This window comes from Plantactinospora sp. KLBMP9567 (assembly GCF_033446045.1).
Classification (GTDB): domain Bacteria; phylum Actinomycetota; class Actinomycetes; order Mycobacteriales; family Micromonosporaceae; genus Plantactinospora.
Genome location: NZ_JAWQRR010000049.1, coordinates 59172 through 75296, shown reverse-complemented (window position 1 = coordinate 75296; position 16125 = coordinate 59172). Strand labels below are relative to the sequence as shown.

The following is a 16125-nucleotide window of genomic DNA, read 5'->3' as shown; positions in this document are numbered from 1 at the left end:
GGCCCGGGGGGCCGGGGGCGGCGCCGGCAGCGCCGCGGGCGGCCGGGGGGCGCGCCCCCCCCACGGCCGGTGGGTACGGATTCCGGCGGTACTGGCCGACGACCCGGGCACCGAGGCGGCGAAGGAGAGCGTCGACCGGCTGCGTACCGCGCTGCGGGCGGTGCCCGGCGCCGACGCGCTGGTCGGCGGCGAGACCGCGTACCAGTTGGACACCGACCGGGTCACCGCCCGGGACGACCGGGTGGTGATGCCACTGATCCTGCTCGTGGTCTTCCTCGTGCTGGTGGTGCTGCTCCGGGCTCTGGTCGCGCCCCTGCTGCTGATGGCCAGCGTGGTGCTGTCGTACGTCGCCGCGCTGGGTGCGGCCGGGCTGATCCTCGACGCGCTGGGCCACCCGAGGCTCTGGGTGGCGCTGCCGTTGCAGACGTTCCTGTTCCTGGTCGCGCTCGGCGTCGATTACACCATCTTCCTGATGACCCGGGCCCGGGAGGAGGTCGCCGTGCTGGGGCACCGGCGGGGCGTACTGCACGCGCTGACGGTCACCGGCGGTGTGATCACCAGCGCCGGGGTGGTGCTGGCGACCACCTTCGCCGCGTTGAGTGTGATGCCGCTGGTGCCGTCGGTGCAGACCGGGGTGATCGTCGCGGTGGGCGTACTCATCGACACGTTCCTGGTGCGCAGCCTGCTGGTTCCGGCACTGGCGCTCTCGGTCGGACCCGCCACCTGGTGGCCGGGCCGGCTGTCCCGGCGTGCGGCGCCGCCGGCCGCGCCGAGACCGGTCGATCCGGTCCCGGCGGCCGTGGTGTCGCGCTGACCGGTGCTGCCGCCGACTGCCGGCGTCGCCCGGCCGACCCCCTCCGGCACGGGGGGGGAGGGGGTCAACCGGGCGGCGCCGGTCGGGCGCGGCGCTGCCGGGCCGCTTCGTAGAGCGCGACCGTGCCGGCAGTCGCGGCGTTCAGCGAACTCGCCGACCCGGCGATCGGGATCCGGAGCATCCGGTCACAGGACTGCCGCCAGGCGGCGCTGAGCCCGGAGGTTTCGTTGCCGACCAGCAGCACGGTGGGGCCGGTGAGGTCGTGTTCGGCGATCTCCACCTCGCCGGCCTCGTCGGTGCCGAGGACCTGCACCGGCAGCCCGCGCCCGCGCAGCGCCGTCACCCAGTCCAGCACGTCGCGGTGCGACCCGGTACGGACCACCGGGATCGCGAAGAGCGAGCCGGTGCTGGCCCGGACCGCCCTCGGGTCGTACGGGTCGGCGGCGTGCCCGACCACCACCAGCCCGGCGGCGCCGAACGCGTCGGCGGAGCGGACCAGCGTGCCGATGTTGCCCGGTGCGGTGGGCCGGTCGAAGACCACCACCAGCGCGTCCGGCCCGGTCGGGATCCGGTCCAGCCGGTCCGCCGGTAGACCCACCACGGCAACCAGTTCGGGCTGGTCCTCGTCCTTGCCGCCGAGTTCCCGCAGCAGGTCGGGGGCGACCGCGACCCGGCTGCCGGTGGTCTGGTCGAGCAGGTCCCGGGCCCACCGGGACAGCGGCACCCCGTCCGGGTGCAGCAGGGCGTGCACCGGCCAGCCCTGCCGCACCGCCAGGCTGATCGGCCGGACACCCTGCACCAGGAACTCGCCGGCCCGCTGCCGCTTCGTCCGGTTGGTCAACAGAGCCGACCACTGCTGGAAGCTGGCGTTGCGGGTGGTGACCCGCAGCGTTCTCGCCGCCCGCGCCGGATCGGTCGGGCCGGTCCGGCCGGAGGAGTTGGTTTGGTCGGGGAAGTTGGTTTGGCTGGGGGAGTTGGTCCGCGCGGAGGTCCCGGGCCGGCCGGCCGGGCTCCGGCCGACGCCGTCTGCACGCACCGGACGACGATACCGCCGGCCGGTCGCGGGCCTACGACGGCAGTACCGCGACCAGCGTGTCGTGTCCGGTGGGCCGTGGCTCGGTCACTTGGTCGCGCCGCTGGTGAACCCGTTGTAGATGAAGCGCTGGAGCAGCAGGAAGACGATCAGCGTCGGGACGATGACCAGGATGACCCCGGCCGAGATGACCTCCCACTGCGCCCCGAACGGTCCCTTGAACCGGAACAGCGAGGTGGAGATGACCCCGAGGTCCCGGTCCGGCATGTAGAGGAACGGGATGTAGAACTCGTTGTACATGGTGATCCCCTTGATGATCACGACGGTCGCGATCGCCGGCTTCAACAGGGGAAGGATGATCCGGAAATAGATCGTGAGGTGGCTGGCGCCCTCGATCGCGGCGGACTCGTCCAGGTCCCGGGGAATGCCCCGGAGGAACTGCTGGAAGATGTAGATCGAGATGATGTCGGTGCCGAGGAAGAGCACGATCGCCGACCACCTGGTGTTGAACAGGCCGAGATTCTCCACCACCTGGAAGGTCGCCACCTGGGTGGTCACCCCGGGCACCAGGGTGGCCAGCAGGAACAGCAGGATGATGGTCCTGCGGAACCGGAACTCGAACCGGTCCAGGGCGTACGCCGCCATCGAGCCGATCAGCACGGTACCGGCCAGCGACACGGCCAGGATGATCGACGTGTTGACGAAGGCCCGCAGCATGCCGCCCTGGGTGAACGCCGTGACGTAGTTGTCGAGGTTCAACCAGTTCCCTGGCGGGTCGAACGGCGCGCCGTTGATGAACTCCTCGTTGGTCTTCAACGAAGCCATCAGCAGCATCAGCAGCGGCGCCAGCACGACGAGGGAGGCGACGACGAGGGAGGCGTACTTGAGGACCAGCGCGATCCGGGCGCCGAGCGTACCCGGGCCGGTGGCGGCCCGGGCCCGTCGCCGCGGTGGTGTGTCGGGGGAGCGGAGGGCGGGCAGGCTCACGACAGGTCCACCCTCTCGTCGGGCACCACCCGGCGCTGGATCCAGGTAAGCAGCAGGATGATCAGGAGGAGTACGACGGCCATCGCCGAGGCCAGCCCGACCTTGTAGTACTTGAACGCCATGTCGACGGTCTGGATCACGAACGTCTCGCTGCCGTTCGCTCCGCCGGTCATGATGTACGGGATCTCGAAGACCGACAGCGATCCGGAGACCGCCAGGATGAACGACAGTCCGACGATCGGCCGGATGCCGGGCAGGATCAGGTAGCGGAACTGGTGCCAGCGGTTCGCCCCGTCCATCTCGGCCGCCTCGTAGAGCTGGGCCGGGATCGACCCGATGGCGCCGAGGAAGAGTACGAAGTTCAGCCCCAGGTAGCGCCAGATCGACGTACCGGCGAGCGAGTAGTTGATCACGTCCGGGTCGCCGAGCCACTGCTGCGACAGGTCGCCGAGCCCGAAGACCCGCAGCGCCGAGTCGAGGGTGCCGCCGGGCTGGAAGAAGTAGAGGAAGACCATCGCGATGGCGACGCCGTTGATCAGGTACGGGAAGAAGATGATGCCCTTGAAGAGGTTGCGGAACCTGACGTTGAAGCTGAGCACGGTGGCGAAGTAGAGCGCCAGCGCGATCTGCAGCACCGACGCGCCGACGTAGTAGAGGCTGACCCGGAGCACCTCGAAGAGTTCGGGGCGGGTCGCGATCTCGACGTAGTTGTCGACGCCCACGAACTCCTTGCTCGGGCTCAGGCCGTTCCAGGAGGTGACGCTGTAGCCGAACATGTTGAGCACCGGGACGTAGGTGAAGACCGCGAGCAGCGCCACCGGTACGAGCAGGAAGAGGTACGGGGTGCGGGTCTTCCGCCGACGCGGCACCGACCGGCGCGGGCCGGTGGGTCCGAGCCGGTGCCGCAGCAGCGCGCCGGTCGACCCGGAGAACCGACTCGCGGTGTTCGGCGGAGTTGCCATCCAGGGACACAAACCTTCCGGGTCGACCGGGCCGTTCGTCGTCGTGCCGGCCGCTACCCGACCTTCGACCTCGTCTCCGCCCACTTCCCGTTCAGGTCGGCGAAGATCTGATCCTTGGTCTCGTTCTTCGCACCGCGCGCCGCATCCACGATCCGCTGCCGGTACGTGCCGTCGAAGAGCGCGACCTCGGCGGCGTTGCCGATCTTCTCGGCCAGCCCCTCCTCGCCCTTCGGTGCCGGGTTGAACTCGATGAACTCCGTGCCGGCGGCGGTCAGGTCGGCCAGGGTGCCCGGCATCGCCTGGTCGATCACCGGTGAGACCCCGCCCTGGTCGACGGCGTAGTTCGACTCGTCGGCGAACCAGTCGACCCAGGCGCGGGCGGTCGCCTTGTTCTTCGAGTTGACGTTGATGCCGTTCTTGTAGTCGCCGCCGATGACACTGTGGAACTTGCCGTCGACCTGGGTCGGGAACGGCAGGTAGCCGATGTCCGCCTTGTCGGTGGCGACGCCCTGCATCTGCACGATGGACCAGGAACCCAGCATCATCGTGCCGACCCTGCCGGTGCCGAGCATGCCCTTGGACTGCTCCCAGTTGGTGGTCGTCGGGTCCGGCTCGGTCAGCCCGCGCTGTACGGCGTCGAAGAGCAGCGAGTCCATGATGTGGTGTTCCTTGCCGGGCGCCCACGGGGCGTCGTCCTTGGCCAGCTTGATCGCCGCGTCCGGGTCGCCGCTGATCCCGCCGCGGTTGCCCTCCCACTGGCCCAGCGGCCACTTGTCCTTGTAGTTGGTGTAGAGCGGGATCGCGTCGGTCTTCTCCTTGATCGCGGCCAGCGCGCCGAGGAACTCCTCCGGGGTCTTCGGCGGCGCGGTGACGCCCGCCTGCTGCCACACCTTCTTGTTGTAGACGAAGCCCTGCGCGTTGCCGGTGATGGCGAGGCCGTAGACCCTGTCCTCGAAGCGCTGCTCGGTGCGGACGAAGCGGTATTTCTTCTCCAGTTCGGCCACCGTGCCGAGCGGCTCGAAGAAGGTCGGCAGCAGGTCGGCGGTGACCGAGTTGGGGATGAGGAGCACGTCGCCGTACTCCTTGGTGTTCATCCGGATCCGGACCTCGCCCTCGTAGTCCGTGATCGCCTCGAACTTGACCGTGGTGCCGGGGTACTTCGCCTCGAACTTCTTCTTGTAGTCCTGGAAGACGGTGTCGACGATGTCGGTGCGCTGGGTCAGCACCGTGATCTCGCCGGTGACGGCGCCGTCGCTGCCGCCCTCGTCGTCGCCTCCGCCGCACCCCGTCACCACGGCCAGCACGAGCGCGAGGGCGGCACCGGCGACTCCGTACTTTCTCATATGCGCGTCCCACCTTTCGGTGTCCACATTGACATTGCACGGCGTAGTGGCGCGCCCCGGGGAGGGTGGGATAGGCGTCGCGACTTGCAGGGAACGTACACGCGGGTTACAGCCGTGTCAATGACGTGACAACGCCTTAGGGGAGCTGAACTGCAAAGTGGATAAAACGGTTCATGCAGCGCCTCCGTGTATGCCGTGTGACCAGCGAGGGAGACCCGGAAAGCCGGATCCACGATACACACGGGATACACGGAGGCTCGCCGTGAACCGGGTTATGACCCGGCCGCTGGCTCGCCTCGCTGGACGATCCCGATAGAGCGGTGCAGATACCCGGACTCAGCGACGGCCGACGCAATGTCTTTACCCGTTGGTCGGGTCGACAAGGCGACCGTAGGGATAGCTAATGTGGCGGTATCGGCACCGATGGGTCCCAGGCGGAAGTGACGTCGAATGGTCCGTCGAATTGTCCGCCGGGTCCCGATGTCGGCAGGGGGGGTCAGCCGCTAACGCGCCGCTGCCGGCGCCAGGTCTCGACGACCCGCTCGACGTCGAAGGTCGGCAGCCGTGTCCCGGTAGCGGCTTGCCGGCCCCGGGGAGGTTGTCGAACTCGCCGCGCTCCTGGGCCTCGCGGATCTGACGTTCGACCCGGGACTCGGGTCTGCTCGACATCGATCGTTCTCCCGTCCCGCCCCGTCGGCCTGGGCATATGTCCCCGCACCAATCCTAGGCCGGCCCGGCGGAACACCCCTTTGCTGTGGGCGGGCTCAGCAACGTGGTCGATGCGGCGCCGCCCGTGTCATGCTGCACCCACCCGGGGCGGCGACGTCGTCGGCGTACCCGGAGTTCCCGCCGACCGAGCTGAGGAGTTCCCCGCTGTGTCAGCCAGCGAAGCGGCACCCGCGGCACCCGCGGTACCGGTCGCACCCGCCCGGCGGTTGCTGCGACCACTGCTGTTCGGCCTGACCCTGACCGCCGTCCTGGCGCTGCTGTTCGGGGTGCCCTGGTGGACGCTGCTCGCCGCCGGCGCGCACTGGCCCACCCCGGTCTTCGCCGCCGGCACGGCGCTGTTCGCCGTGGCCCTCGCCGCGTTTCCGGTGCTGATGTACCTCGGGCACGGCCGGGGGCGGGACTGGGCGGCCCGGACCGGCGACACCCTGCTCGGCGTGGTCTGGGTGCTCTTCGTCTGGGCGGCGCTCGGCAACCTGCTGCGGGCCGGGCTGGCGGTCGGCGGCGTCGCCGACCCGGCCCGGTCCCGGATCACCGCCGCCGCGGTCGCGGTCGTCTCGGTGGTGCTGCTCGCCTGGGGGTACGTCGAGGCCATGCGGCTGCCCCGGGTCCGCCGCGTGGACGTGCCGATCGGTCGACTCGGCCCGGGGCTGGACGGTCTCCGGATCGTCCTGCTGACCGACACCCACTACGGGCCGATCGACCGGGCCGGCTGGTCGGCGCGGGTGGTCTCCGCCGTCAACGACCTCGACGCCGACATCGTCTGCCACACCGGTGACATCGCCGACGGCACCGTCGCGCAGCGCCGGGCCCAGGCCGAGCCGCTCGGGCGGGTGCGCGCCCGGCTGGCCCGGACGTACGTGACCGGGAACCACGAGTACTTCGGCGAGGCGCAGGGCTGGCTCGACCACATGCGCGACCTCGGGTGGGAGCCGCTGCACAACCGGCACCTCGTGGTCGAGCGGAACGGCTCCCGGCTGGTGGTGGCCGGGGTGGACGACGCGACCGCCGGCTCCTCCGGACGCCCCGGACACCGTCCCGACCACGCCGCCGCGCTGGCCGGGGCCGACCCGGACCTGCCGGTGGTGCTCCTCGCCCACCAGCCGAAGCAGGTCGGCGCGGCGGTCGCGCACGGCGTCGACCTGCAACTGTCCGGACACACCCACGGCGGGCAGATCTGGCCGTTCAACCTCCTGGTCCGGCTCGACCAGCCGACCGTGCGGGGGCTGACCCGACACGGTGACCGGACCCGGCTCTACACCAGTCGCGGTACCGGCTTCTGGGGGCCGCCGCTGCGGATCTTCGCACCGAGCGAGATCACCGTGCTGACGCTGCGCCGGCCGTGAGCCGCCCGGTCGCCCCGGTATGACGCGCGACCCTTCGGGGTAGGAGTCACGCCGACGGATCTCGATCATTCCGGAGGTGGCCCGGTGACCAGTCGCATCGCCCAGTGGACCCTCGACGTGCGCGACGTCGACCTGATGGCCCGGTTCTGGTCCCAGGTGCTGGGCTACCGGATCGAGCCACGGGACGACGGCAGCGCGAAGCTGTGGCCTCCGGACGAGGCGCCGATCACGGCACCGAGCATCTGGCTGCAACCCACGGCGCCGGAGAAGGTCGGCAAGAACCGGCTGCACGTGGACCTCGGGATGGACCGGGGCGACCCGGCTGCGGAGGTCGAACGGTTGGTTACTCTCGGTGCGAGGCGGGTGGACGTGGGGCAGCGCGGGACCGAGCCGTTCGTCGTACTGGCCGATCCGGAGGGAAACGAGTTCTGCCTGCTCGACCGCCCGACCCGCCGCGCCTGACCCGGGCGTCCGGCGGGTGGTGGTCGAATTGCCCAGAGATTGATGCTGGTGTATTTTCCCTGGCAGGATCCGACCGGATTTGGGCGGACCCGGCAGAGGGAGCGCGCATGTCCGTATTCGGCACATCCACCCTACGGCGGGGACTCTGCGTGTTCGCACTGGCGGCGATCTGTGCCTGGAGCGCCGCGCCGCAGCGGTCGGCCGCCGCGACCGCCCCGTCGTTGCCGGCCGCCTCCGATCGCGCGCTGTACGCGACGCTGCTGCCCGCCGCCGGGGAGGTCGAGACACCGCAACTCGCCGTCCGGTGGCCGGGCCGGCCCGGTGCGGCGTTGAGTGTCTCCCTGGGCAACGCCGGGCGGTACACACCGCTGGTGGCCGACCGGGTGCTCGACACCGGCGCGAACCTGGTCGCGCTGCCGCTGCCCGCCGGGGCGACCGGCACGATCCGACTGCTGATCCGGGACGTCACCGGAAGGGTGCTGCACCGCTCGACCCGGGACCTCGGCGCACTCCGGCAGACCTCCGCGTTCGGCTGGCCGGCCGGCGACACCCGGGCGGCTGCCGCCCCCGGCCTGTACGCGGGCGGCAACTTCACCCAGGCCGGTGGCGCCGCGGTCGACCGCCTCGCCACCTGGAACGGCTCCGCCTGGTCGAGGCTGGGCGCCGGGCCGGACGGCTCGGTCACCGCACTGGTCGTCTACGACGGCGACCTGATCGCCGGCGGCAGCTTCCTCACCGCCGGCGGGGTACGGGTGAACGGCATCGCACGCTGGGACGGCACCACCTGGTCGCCGTTGACCGGTTCGTCCGGCACCGGGGTGATGACCACCTCGCTCGACTTCGTCGACGCGCTGACCGTCTTCGACGGGGACCTGATCGTCGGTGGGCAGTTCCTCCGGGCCGGCGGGGTGGCCGTCAACCACATCGCCCGGTGGGACGGCGCCGAGTGGTGGCCACTGGCCGGGTCCGGCGGCACCGGGGTGGACGTACCCTCGGTCTGGGACCTGACCGTGCACGACGGCGCGTTGATCGTTGCCGGCGGGTTCAGCCAGGCCGGCGGCACCGCGGCCAACCGGATCGCCCGGTGGACCGGCAGTGCGTGGTCGACGCTCGGCACCGGCTTCAACGGCGACGTGCTGGCGCTGGCCGTCTTCGACGGCGCGTTGGTCGCCACGGGTGGGTTCACCCAGGCCGGCGGCACCGCCGCCGGCTATGTGGCCGAATGGACCGGCGGCGGGTGGGCCGCCCTCGGAGCCGGGCTGAACGCCGAGGGGCGGGCCCTCACCGTCTTCGGCGCGGCGCTGGTCGTCGGCGGCACGTTCACCGAGGCGGGCGGGGCGGCGGCGAACTACCTGGCCCGGTGGGACGGCTCCGGGTGGTCCGCGCTGGGCGGTGGCACCGAGGACATCGTGCTGGCCCTGTCCGTCCACGATGGCCGCCTGATCGCCGGGGGTTTCTTCACCCGGGCCGGCGGGGTCGCGGTGAACCACGTCGCGGGCTGGAACGGCAGCGCGTGGTCCGCCCTCGGCGGGACGGCCGGAGTCGGCACCGACGCCGGGGTGTACGCGCTACACACCGTCTGACCGCCTTCCCCGGCCACCACGCCGACGCAGCGGTCCCACCCGCGCGGGCATCGGTGTTTCGGCGATGATGCCACGGGGGCATCCTGATGACTCGGTGGCATCACGCTGACCGGGCATATGCCCGCGCCGAGACAACGGTGGCCGGGCATCTCGCGTCAGCGGCGCGCGGCCACACTCTCCGGCACTCCGTCGGCGTACGCGTCGACGAGCTGCCGCTCGGCGGTGCGCAGGTAGTCGTCGAGTACGGCGTGTGCCCGGTCCACCTCGCCGCGGCGGATCAGCTCCAGCAACTCCCGGTGTCGTTCCAGATAGGGCTGGTGGAAGGTCTGCGGCGCGGCCATCACATGGAACGCCAGCCGGATCTCGGCCAGCGCCTGCCGCATGATCTCCTCGATCCGGGGACTGCCGGTCAGGCCGGCGATGGCCTGGTGGAACTGCATGTTGGCGGTGCCGACGTCGAACCACCGCTGCTGCGCCGCCGCCTGTTCGCCCTCGACCAGCGCGGCCTCGAGCGCGTCCATCGCCTCGGCGGAGCTGTTGCCGGCGTTGCTGACCGCCGCGCACTCCAGCACCCGGCGCACCCGGTAGATGTCGACCACGTCCTGCACGTCGAGCACCCGGACGAAGACGCCCCGATTGAGTTCGTGCACGACGAGCCGTTCGTGCATCAGCAGCCGGAACGACTCCCGTAGCGTGTTGCGGGAGACCCCGAGTGCCGCCCCGATCATCTCCTCCGAGAGCCGGGTGCCCGGCAGCAGGGCCCCTTCGGTGATCCGCGCCCGCAGTATCTCCGCCACCCGCTGCGCGGTGCTCGCCCGGGTGATCAACGAGCGGTCGTCCTGGAGCTTCGCCAGCCACGTCACGCGGTCATTGTCCTTCATGCCGTCGGGCCCACAATCGAGAGAAGGTCCATGATACGACGAGGTTACAAGTCAACATGACCATTGACGGATTGTTCAACAGTCTGCCAATCTGAACTCACGGCGTTCACCACGGTCCCCCAGGAGGTGCGATGTCGGTCATCCTCGATCTGAACAGTGACCTCGGCGAAGGCTTCGGGGTCTGGCAGCTGGGCGACGACATGGCACTGCTCTCCGTCGTGACCAGCGCGAACGTCGCCTGCGGCTTCCACGGCGGCGATCCGACGATCATGCGCCGGGTCTGCGCCGAGGCGATCAGCCGGGACGTCTCCATCGGCGCCCACGTCGGCTACCGGGACCTGGCCGGCTTCGGCCGCCGGGCCATCGACATCGAGCCCGACCGGCTCTCCGACGACGTGCTCTACCAGCTCGCCGCGCTGGACGGGATCGCCCGTAGCGAGGGCGGCCGGGTCCGGTACGTCAAGCCGCACGGCGGGCTCTACAACCGCACCGTGACCGACCAGGCGCAGGCCGCCGGGGTGGTCACCGCCGTCTCCGCGTACGACCCGAGTCTGCCGATCCTCGGCCTGCCCGGCTCGCAACTGCTGCGCCAGGCCGACGAGGTGGGGCTGAAGACCGTCCGGGAGGCGTTCGCCGACCGTGGCTACCAGGCCGACGGCAGCCTGGCGAAACGCGGCAGTCCAGGGGCGCTGGTCACCGATCCGGACGCGGTCGCCCGGCGCTGCGTCAAGATGGCCACCACCGGGCAGGTGACCGCCGTCGACGGCGCTTCGGTGTCGGTACGCGCCCGCTCGATCTGCGTGCACGGCGACACCCCGGGGGCGGTCGAACTGGCCCGCCAGGTGCGCACCGCGTTGCAGGAGGCGGGCGTCAGCCTCGCCTCGTTCGTCTGACCTTCCGGGATCCACCAGCACGACCGCTGGATCGGTGACCGTCGGCCGGGCGGCCCCCCCGCCGCCGGGGACCCGCGCCCCCCCCACCAACGCCGGCCCCCCCCCGGGGGGGGGGGCGCCGGGGGGGGCGCCCCCCCCCCCGCCCCCCGCCCCCCGGCTCCCGCACCTCAACGGCTGCCGCGCGATGCCGCGGGCGGCCGCCTCAACCAAGTGATGCGCCGGCTCCACCTTCCGGTTGGCCTTCCAGATCCGGAACCGGCGCGGCTATCGAGGAAAGGTCGAAGATCACCTTGGATGTGCAGAAGTTGACCCAGAGTGTACGTGGCCGGCTGAGGCTGATCACCGCCACCGGTATCGGTGCCGCCCTGCTGCTGATGCCGGGCACCGCCGGAGCGCAGCCCGCCGGGCACGCCGGCCCGGCAGGCGAGTGCTACGACCGCACCCGCCCGACGACGTACGAGGAAACCCGGATCGACACGCCCGCCCAGCCGGGCGGGGTGCAGGTGCCGAGCACACTGATCGAGATCGGCGGCTTCACCTCGTTCGTCACCCGGCTCACGGCCGAGCTGTGCGGGGTGCGGTCGGTGGGCCAGGCCGACAAGCTGCTCAGGTCCCGTGGTGCCGAGCTGTGGCGGACCGCCGTCGAACGCGCCCAGGGCAAGCGCTGGATGGGCAGCATCGAGCGGTACGACGACCGGCCGCTCTACTGGTCGCGGCTGACCGCCACCCGTGACCTGCGACAGTGGACGCCGCGGTTCCGGCTCACCGACACCGCCCGGGCGGCCCTGCTGAAGACCTTCGAGTACGCCTCCCGGGGCATCTCCTCGACCGACTTCTCGACCAGCCGCTCGGTGACCCGGGTGCTGGTCAGCGGCTTCGACCCGTACCAACTCAACGGGGAGATCCGCCGGTCCAACCCGTCCGGCGCCTCGGCGCTGCAACTGGACGGGCAGGAGTACCAGGTCGGTGACCGGACGGTGCAGATCCAGGCCGTCTCGCTGCCGGTGACCTGGAGCGGCTTCGACCTCGGCTACGTCGAGGACGCCTTCGGACCGCACCTGACCCGGAGCAGCCGGGAACGCGCCGACCTGATCATGACGATCAGCCAGGGCGGTCGGGCCCGGATGGCCATCGAGCAGTGGGCCGGCGCCTGGCGCGGCGGCAGCCCGGACAACAACAACGAGGGCACCGCCGAACTCGTCCCGCAGGTGACGGACTGGCCGCAGCCGGCCACCAACCCCGAGTTCATCGAGACGACCCTGCCGTACCAGCAGATGATCGACGCCGGCACGACACCCTGGCCGACCGCGCTCAACCCGCGGATCTGCGAGTGGACCGGCAACACCCGGCCGGACCCGACCAAGGTCTCCTGCCACGACAACGGCCCGTCCCCGGACGCGCAGGCGCAGGCCGGCGGCGGCGGGAACTACCTCTCCAACGAGAGCATGTACCGGTCGAACCGGCTCCGGCTCGCCCTCGGTGCCACCGACGTCCCCGGCGGGCACCTGCACATCTCCTCGCTCGTCTATCCGCAGAACCCGCTGGACATCATCGACGCGCCGTTCGCCTCCGACCGCGCGCAGACCATCGAGCAGACCGTCGCCCTGGTGAAGGCCGCGGGCGCGGCCGTCTCCTGATTCGTCGGCCGGGCCCGGGGTGCCGGCAACCCCCGGGCCCGGCCGGCACACCTCCCTCTCGAAGAGCCCGTTGCGCGCCCCGGGTAGGACGGCGCCGGGCCTTCGCCATCGTCTTCGCCTAGAAAGGCCTGACCATGCGCAAGATCACCAGCATTGCGGCCGCTGTCGTCCTCGCCGCCGCGCTCGCCGGCTGCGGCGGGTCCGACGGCGCCGGCGCGACCGACGAGGTCAAGCTCGCCGGACTGTGGCCGCTCAGCGGGCCCAACGCCACCCAGGGCACCGACGTGCTGCACGGTGCCGAGCTGGCCGTGGAGATCATCAACAACGACCATCCCGGACTGGACCTGCCGCTCGGGCCCGGCAAGGGGTTGCCCGGGCTGGGCGGCGCACCGGTGAAGCTGATCACCGGCGACACCCAGGGCAAGCCCGAGGTCGGCGCCGGGGAGGTCGACCGGCTGGTCACCGGCGAGAAGGTGGCTGCGGTGATCGGCTCGTACCAGTCCGGGGTGACGCTGACCGCCAGCCAGCGGGCCGAGCGGCTCGGCGTACCGTTCGTCAACGAGGCGTCCTCGTCGGTGGCGCTGACCGAGCGGGGCTTCAAGTGGTTCTTCCGGACCGGGCCGACCGACGAGACCTTCGCCCGGTCGATGTTCGACTATCTCAAGGCCCGGCAGGCGGCCGGCGCCCAGGTCCGCTCGGTCGGCGTCTTCCACAGCAACGACCAGTTCGGCAACGACGGCGCCGGGGTGACCGAGAAGGTCGCCGCCGAGGCCGGCCTGCCGGTCACCGTCAACGTCGGGTTCGACCCGACCGCGGCAGACCTGGGTTCCCAGGTGGCGCAGGTGCGCAGCAAGAGCCCGGACGTGCTCTTCGTGCTCGCCTACACCGACGCGGCGATCAAGCTGATGAAGACGCTGGACCAGTTGGACTACTACCCGCCGGCGCTGCTCGCCTACGGCACCGGGTTCGCCGATCCGGCGTTCGCCACCGGGCTCGGACCGCTGGCCAACGGGGCGTCCACCCGGGCGGCCTGGTCCGGCGAGATCGCCGAGAAGCGGCCGGCCGCCAAGACCGTGGCGGAGCTGTTCCAGCAGCGGTACGGCGCCCCGATGACCGAGAACTCGGCGCGGGCCTTCACCGCCGTACTGGCGCTGGCGCAGGCGATCGACACCGCCAGGTCGGTCGAGCCGGCGAAGATCCGGGACGCGTTGCGCGGGCTGGACATCCCCGGCGAGAAGACGATCATGCCGTGGACCGGGATCACCTTCGACGACAAGGGACAGAACACCGGCGCCGCCGGGGTGGTGGAGCAGATGATCGAGGGGAAGTACCGCGTCGTCTTCCCGGCCGACCTCTCCTCGGTCGCGCCGATCTGGCCGATGAACCGGGCCCAGCAGTGAGCCGGGGGACCGGCGGGCACCACCCGGGGGAGACGACATGACCGACCTGCTCCAGTCGGTGGTCAACGGGCTGCTGATCGGCGCGGTCTTCGCACTGGTCGCGGTCGGCCTGACCCTCATCTACGGCGTGATGGACGTGATCAACTTCGCGCACGGTGAGATGGTCATGCTCGGCATGTACACCTCGTTCTTCGCCTGGTCGCTGCTCGGCCTCGACCCGTTGCTGTCGATCCCGCTCGCCGGGGTGTCGATCGCACTCACCGGCGCGCTGATGTACTTCGGCGCGGTCGGCCGGGTGCTCGGCAAGTCCCCGCTGGCCCAGGTCATCGTCACCTTCGGGTTGCAGGTGTTCCTGCGCGGGCTGGCCCAGTTCCTCTGGACCCCGAACACCCGGACCGTGCCCCGGCCCTGGGCCGCCGGGCTGCGCTGGGAGATCGGCCCGGTGGTGATCGGCGGACCGCAGGTCATCATGGCCGTCGGCGCGTTGCTCGCCACCGGCGCGGTCGCGTACTTCATGAACCGGACCCGGCTCGGCGGCGCCGTACAGGCCGCCGGGGAGGACCCGGCGGCGGCCTCGCTGATGGGCATCGACCCCCGCAAGATGTACGCGCTCTGCTGGGTGATCGCCGGCCTGGCCACCGGCGTTGCCGGGGCGCTGCTGATGAACTCCTACTCCGCCTCGCCCACCGCCGGGGTGAGTTTCGTGCTGATGGCCTTCGTGGTGGTCGCGTTCGGCGGCTTCGGCAGCATCACCGGGGCGGCCCTGGCCGGCCTGCTGGTCGGCGTCGCCCAGGGCGTCGTCGGGCTGTACGCCCCGAGCTACACCCTCGCCGCCGCGCTCGCCCTCTATCTGGTGGTCGTACTGCTACGACCGCAGGGACTGCTGGGAACCAGATGACCAACTCGATCGAGGGGGGACGATGAGCGCCCCGACCGTACTGGACCGGCCCTCGCCGGCCCGGCTGCCCGTCGCGGCGGCCCGGCGGCTGCCGTCCTGGAGCACCGTCGTGGTGATCCTGGCGGCGCTGGCCGCGTACCCGCTGGTCTTCGCGGACTCGGCGGCACACAACATCGGCATCCTGGCGCTGACCTTCGGGATCGCGGCGACCGGCTGGAACCTGCTCGGCGGCTACACCGGGCAGATCTCCTTTGGGCACGCGCTCTACTTCGGCACCGGTGCCTACACCACCGCGCTGCTGGTCAGGCAGGGCTGGTCGCCGTGGCTGGCGATCGCGCTCTCCCTGCCGCTGGCCGCGCTGCTGGCCGCCGCCGTCGGCTGGCCCTGCTTCCGGCTGCGGCACCACTACTACTCCATCGCGACCATCGCGGTCGCAGAGATCGTCTTCATCCTGGTCACCAACCTGCCCGGGCTCGGCCAGGCGAACGGCTGGGAACTGCCGGTGGTCGAGCAGTCCCTGGCCAACCTGCAGTTCTCGCTGCTGGACAAGCGGCCGTACTACTACGTGGCGCTCGGCTTCTTCTGCCTCGCCGCGCTGGCGGTCTGGCTCTTCCTGCGCGGCCGGGCCGGCAACTACGTCCGGGCCATCCGGGACGACCAGGAGGCCGCGGCGGCGGTCGGGATCAACGTGCACCGCTACAAGCTCGCCGCCGCGGCGCTCTCCGGCGCGGTCACCGCGCTGGCCGGCGGCTACTACGTGATGTACGTGCTCTTCGTCGACCCGCCCTCCGGGCTCGGCCTGGACCTGTCGGTGTCGTTCACCCTGATGGCGGTGCTCGGCGGGGTCGGCCGGTTCTGGGGGCCGCTGCTCGGCGCCTGGGTGCTGGTCTTCGTCCAGGACGTCACCCGGCAGGAGTTCTCCGGCAGCGGCCGCTCGATCGACCTGCTGCTCTACGGCGCACTGATCGTGCTGGTCTCGATCACCGAGCCGGGCGGGCTGCTCGCCATCGGGCAGCGGCTCTGGGCGCCGATCGTCCGGCGGCTGCGCCGTACCCGTGCCGGGAAAGCCGCTCCGGAGCCGGCCGGGTCTGCTGAGGTGAAGTCGTGACCAGGCGCGGCGGGAACAGCGGGTGGCCGGGTCACGGCGCCGACGGGTCCGA

At 71.2% G+C, this 16125-nt stretch carries 14 protein-coding genes and 1 pseudogene; 9 read left to right on the top strand and 6 right to left on the bottom strand.

Features of this window, described 5'->3' with window-relative positions; translation table 11 throughout:
• A partial coding sequence (locus tag R6Y94_RS36760) for an MMPL family transporter (protein WP_318401058.1) occupies window positions 1-814 on the top strand: 814 nt, incomplete at its 5' end.
• Between the two features lie 64 nt (window positions 815-878).
• On the opposite strand, the gene R6Y94_RS36755 is transcribed toward R6Y94_RS36760, so the two are convergent.
• The 5 genes and pseudogenes from R6Y94_RS36755 to R6Y94_RS36735 form a co-directional block, all read right to left on the bottom strand.
• Entirely contained in the window at window positions 879-1703 is an 825-nt protein-coding gene (locus tag R6Y94_RS36755; RefSeq protein WP_318396455.1) for an RNA methyltransferase, read from the bottom strand.
• 231 nt (window positions 1704-1934) lie between these two features.
• The gene (locus R6Y94_RS36750) at window positions 1935-2834 is read right to left on the bottom strand and encodes a carbohydrate ABC transporter permease (RefSeq protein ID WP_318396449.1); all 900 of its coding nucleotides are present in this window, start codon (window positions 2832-2834) and stop codon (window positions 1935-1937) included.
• Window positions 2831-3796, bottom strand: a complete 966-nt coding sequence (locus R6Y94_RS36745) for a sugar ABC transporter permease (RefSeq protein WP_318396448.1) — start codon at window positions 3794-3796, stop codon at window positions 2831-2833. The genes R6Y94_RS36750 and R6Y94_RS36745 overlap by 4 nt, the downstream gene beginning before the upstream one ends.
• A 53-nt stretch (window positions 3797-3849) precedes the next feature.
• The gene (locus R6Y94_RS36740) at window positions 3850-5139 is read right to left on the bottom strand and encodes an ABC transporter substrate-binding protein (RefSeq protein WP_318396447.1); all 1290 of its coding nucleotides are present in this window, start codon (window positions 5137-5139) and stop codon (window positions 3850-3852) included.
• 561 nt (window positions 5140-5700) lie between these two features.
• Window positions 5701-5808: pseudogene (locus R6Y94_RS36735) on the bottom strand (DUF1992 domain-containing protein); the annotation flags it as partial.
• A gap of 206 nt (window positions 5809-6014) precedes the next feature.
• Here R6Y94_RS36735 and R6Y94_RS36730 point away from each other — a divergent pair.
• The 3 genes from R6Y94_RS36730 (at window position 6015) to R6Y94_RS36720 (ending at window position 9256) form a co-directional block, all read left to right on the top strand.
• A complete protein-coding gene (locus R6Y94_RS36730) occupies window positions 6015-7211 on the top strand; it encodes a metallophosphoesterase (RefSeq protein WP_318396446.1) in 1197 nt (398 codons plus the stop codon).
• 84 nt (window positions 7212-7295) lie between these two features.
• On the top strand, window positions 7296-7673 hold the full coding sequence (locus tag R6Y94_RS36725; RefSeq protein ID WP_318396445.1) for a VOC family protein: 378 nt from the start codon (window positions 7296-7298) through the stop codon (window positions 7671-7673).
• A 107-nt stretch (window positions 7674-7780) separates the two neighbouring features.
• Window positions 7781-9256, top strand: a complete 1476-nt coding sequence (locus R6Y94_RS36720) for a hypothetical protein (RefSeq protein WP_318396444.1) — start codon at window positions 7781-7783, stop codon at window positions 9254-9256.
• 155 nt (window positions 9257-9411) lie between these two features.
• Here R6Y94_RS36720 and R6Y94_RS36715 read toward each other — a convergent pair whose 3' ends face one another.
• Window positions 9412-10119: a GntR family transcriptional regulator gene (locus tag R6Y94_RS36715; RefSeq protein ID WP_318396443.1), complete on the bottom strand. Its 708-nt coding sequence runs from the start codon at window positions 10117-10119 to the stop codon at window positions 9412-9414.
• A gap of 149 nt (window positions 10120-10268) precedes the next feature.
• On the opposite strand from R6Y94_RS36715, the gene R6Y94_RS36710 reads away from it, so the two are divergent.
• From R6Y94_RS36710 to R6Y94_RS36690, 5 genes are all read left to right on the top strand, one after another.
• Window positions 10269-11030, top strand: coding sequence for a 5-oxoprolinase subunit PxpA (locus R6Y94_RS36710; RefSeq protein WP_318396442.1), 762 nt, complete (start codon window positions 10269-10271; stop codon window positions 11028-11030).
• Between the two features lie 305 nt (window positions 11031-11335).
• Entirely contained in the window at window positions 11336-12667 is a 1332-nt protein-coding gene (locus tag R6Y94_RS36705) for a hypothetical protein (protein WP_318396441.1), read from the top strand.
• A 134-nt stretch (window positions 12668-12801) separates the two neighbouring features.
• The gene (locus tag R6Y94_RS36700) at window positions 12802-14067 is read left to right on the top strand and encodes an ABC transporter substrate-binding protein (RefSeq protein WP_318396440.1); all 1266 of its coding nucleotides are present in this window, start codon (window positions 12802-12804) and stop codon (window positions 14065-14067) included.
• Between the two features lie 37 nt (window positions 14068-14104).
• Window positions 14105-14965 (top strand): branched-chain amino acid ABC transporter permease, encoded by an 861-nt coding sequence (locus R6Y94_RS36695; protein ID WP_318396439.1) that lies wholly within the window; start codon window positions 14105-14107, stop codon window positions 14963-14965.
• Between the two features lie 22 nt (window positions 14966-14987).
• Window positions 14988-16073 carry a branched-chain amino acid ABC transporter permease gene (locus R6Y94_RS36690; protein ID WP_318396438.1) on the top strand — a complete coding sequence of 362 codons (1086 nt, stop codon included), beginning with the start codon at window positions 14988-14990 and terminating at the stop codon, window positions 16071-16073.
• Window positions 16074-16125: the final 52 nt, after the last annotated feature.